This window comes from Corynebacterium sp. (assembly GCF_030532715.1).
Lineage (GTDB): Bacteria > Actinomycetota > Actinomycetes > Mycobacteriales > Mycobacteriaceae > Corynebacterium.
The window spans coordinates 1-3,293 of the sequence record NZ_JAUNKO010000010.1; the positions used below are offsets into that span (position 1 = coordinate 1).

The 3,293-nt window shown below is 59.5% G+C and carries 3 protein-coding genes and 1 tRNA gene; all 4 read right to left on the reverse strand.

What is annotated here, in order from left to right:
- Nucleotides 1-85: 85 nt before the first annotated feature.
- Entirely contained in the window at nt 86-1,324 is a 1,239-nt protein-coding gene (locus Q4D83_RS12035; RefSeq protein WP_303175557.1) for a Dyp-type peroxidase, read from the reverse strand.
- A gap of 36 nt (nt 1,325-1,360) precedes the next feature.
- A complete protein-coding gene (locus Q4D83_RS12040) occupies nt 1,361-2,002 on the reverse strand; it encodes a copper chaperone PCu(A)C (RefSeq protein WP_303175558.1) in 642 nt (213 codons plus the stop codon).
- 8 nt (nt 2,003-2,010) lie between these two features.
- A complete protein-coding gene (locus tag Q4D83_RS12045; protein WP_303175559.1) occupies nt 2,011-2,583 on the reverse strand; it encodes a copper resistance protein CopC in 573 nt (190 codons plus the stop codon).
- Between the two features lie 331 nt (nt 2,584-2,914).
- A tRNA-Val gene (locus Q4D83_RS12050) sits at nt 2,915-2,986 on the reverse strand.
- Nucleotides 2,987-3,293: the final 307 nt, after the last annotated feature.

Genomic DNA, 3,293 nt, shown 5'->3' on the forward strand with positions numbered 1-3,293 from the left:
CTATTCCGCCAAGGCTCACGGCATGTATTCCGCCAAGGCTCACGCCCAATCAAAGCCCCCGCCCCGCCCCCGATCCCCGCACTGTTTAAGCCTCGAACAACCCGGCTCCCCAATATTTGTCGCGTCCTTCGCCCACGCCTGGCGGGCAGTAGAACACGGCGGACCCAATGTGGCTGATCCACTGGTTGAGGCGGTCCGCTTCGTCTAAGCGCTGTTGGATGGGCACGAACTGTTTCAGCGGGTTTTTCTGGAAGCAGATAAAAATCAACCCAGAGTTAGAACTCACTTCCGAATTCGGCGCTGGTGGAAGATCGTAGTTGTACGCCCGCCTCCGGAGCTTTTGGTTCGGTTCATCTTCTGGCGGCGCGGAGCGCGCCATATGGCTGAGCGGGTCAATCATGGGCAAGCCCAAATGGTCCGACTTGTCAAAATCAGCCGCCGTGAATTCGTCTCCACCGGATAGCGGCGCGCCGTTGTCGAGTTTGCGCCCGAAAGCAATTTCCCTTGACGCGCGATCCAAGATCTCCCAGGTGTCCATGTTCATGGTGATCCGCCGGACCACCATGCAGGTGCCGCCGCGGGACCATTTCGGCCCTTCGTCGATCCACACGATGTCGTCGTACTCCGTATCGGAATGCGGGTTAATCGTGCCGTCTTTCAGGCCGAAAAGGTTTCGCGGCGTCTCCCCCTCTTCCAATCCGCCGTTGGCATGCAGGAATCCCTGCTGCACCCACTTTGTGGCGGCATAGTCAATGCCTGCGCGAATCATGTGCCGCATAGCGTGCGAAAGCGTCAGCGGATCGTCGCAGCACAATTGCAACACAATGTCCGCCTCGCCCCACTCGTCCTTCAGCTCATCACGCGAGAATTTCGGCAACGGCCCCAACCAATCCGGACGCTTGTCCGGCATACCGATGATGTCGAACAGTCGCGCACCGAACCCGCACGTAATCGTGAGATTTGCGGGCGTGATCACCATTTCCGGCTCCAAGTCACCCACTGGGGTTTTCCCTTGGGTGAGGCGTTCGGCATCTTCGGTCCATAGCCGCAGCAGGCGGCGCACGCCCGCGGCGTCGACACCCTTGCGGAGGGTAAACGCAACCAGGTTGAGGTGTGCTTGTCCCGGTGTTGCAATTCCCGCTTGGTGAACTCCCGCGAATTCGTGTCTTTGTTCCCGTAACGCGGCGCTCGGCTCTGGTGCTGATTCGGCGGCGGCCCCTGCGGCAAGTGGGGCGGCAAACACACCGCCCACCGCAGCAGTGGAAACGCCGGCTAAGAAACCGCGGCGGCTAACAGAAACATTGGGCAGATCTGACTGATCCATGGAAAACACGGGGTCCTTTGCGTGTTCTAACGGCGGTTAATGGTTGTGGCCTTCATGCGTGTTCGCTTCGGAGGAATCCATGTGCTCCATGCCGCTGTCGCCTTGGACGCCGCCGTCGCTGCCATAGTCCTCTTCGCCGGAGCCGATTGTGCGCACCGGCAGATCCTTGATGGTGATTTCTTTGCCGTCGGCAGTCTTGAGCATCAAGTCCACGGTGTCGCCGGCCTCGATGGGCGCGGCGATATCCATGAGCATGAGGTGGTCGCCGCCTGGCTTCAGCTCATAGGTTCCACCGGCTGGAATGACGATGCCGCCTTCCTTCATCCGCATGGAACCGTCGACGGTTTCGTGGATTTCGTACTTACCCACCCCGTCGAGCGAAGACGAGAAGCTCTCCACGGTGATGTCGGTGTCACCAGTGTTCGCCAGCGTCCCGAAAATTCCGGTCATCGGCTTTTCCGCAGGCTTGGCCTTAACGAACCCGTCACGGATTTCCAGCGGGGCGTCCATGCTTTCCGAAGCCGCGTTCGACGCGGACTCCATCGCAGACGTGGCCGAACTCATCGCGGAGGACACATTGGAGGCTTGGTCATCGGCAGAGTTTGTGCACCCCGCCAGCGTCAACGCCGCCGCTGCAATCACAGTGACACCCACACGGGAAACATGACGCGAATTCATACATACACTCACTTTCGTTTCTTGAACATGTAAGCCGCTACAGCGACAATCAGTACCAACGCTGCCCCCGCCACACCCCAACCAACCGTGCTCACGGCCGGCGTATTTTCGGCGGCTTCGGATTCCTGACCGGACATTGACGGAGTTTGGGTGGCGTCTTGGGTCATGGTGGCCCCGTCCTCGTTACTCGACGCTGGATCACCCACGCTGAACGTAGTTTTCCCACGTGTGGCGTGACCGTCCGACGATGTGATTTGAAAGCCCACAATGTAGTCGCCCGGTCCTGGGCGCACGTCGTCCGGAATCTCTAGGGTCACAACCTGTTGATTAAGTTCCGGTTCGGTGCGCACCAAAATTTCGGAGGTCGCGGCATCACTCACCGCGATCGTATTGAACGAATCTTGCGGAATACCGGAAAACTCCAGCGAAATCTTGCGCGGAAACTCGGCCACCGTGGCGCCATCCATCGGGTCCGAGGAAATCACCACATCGTGAGCGAAAGCCACCGGGGTTGAGCCAACCACCAGCGCAGCAGCGCACAGGCAACTCGACCACAGCGCCACGAGTTTTCCGTACCTCACAAACATCCTCCCTCATACCCGCATTCACGATGCAGGAATCCACGCACATGCGTGGACAACGTTGGCAACATTGAGTAGTCGTACACAACGGCGAGAAAGTTCCCAGGCTGGGTCCAACACCGCGGCGCGCAACTAAGCCTACCCCGCCGCAAATACTGATTGGCCGAACGCCGAACCCAACCCGGGTAGCATTCCTGCAAAAGTGAAAGAAACCACATCAACGAGGCAATTCGGCGCCCGAGCCGTGGCCCATCTCTGCCGCCCCAATCAGCCAAGCCCAACCTTGCCGTGGCAACGCAAAAAGCCCACCATTGCGGCGGGCTTATTCTTGTGGTCCCAGCTGGGATTGAACCAGCGACCTTTCCGGTGTGAACGGAACGCTCTCCCACTGAGCTATGGGACCATTTTGTGCTGAACAGGAAGTTAACACACTCAGCGCCGCAAGGTCCAATCCGCAGGTCACGCCGCTCACCCCCACCCCGGATATCGACGCCCCACCCTGCCCCGCCGCGTCCGCACCACCATCTCCACCACTCGCGGCAGCGGTCAAACTGGTAACCCGTAACTGAGCTGGGCATTTGGCATTTCCCCTTGCGGCGGCTAATGTTTGTCTGGCACAAGCACCGCGGGTTTAACGCCCGTGGGGTTGTGGAAAGCGGATGTAGCGCAGTTGGTAGCGCATCACCTTGCCAAGGTGAGGGTCGCGAGTT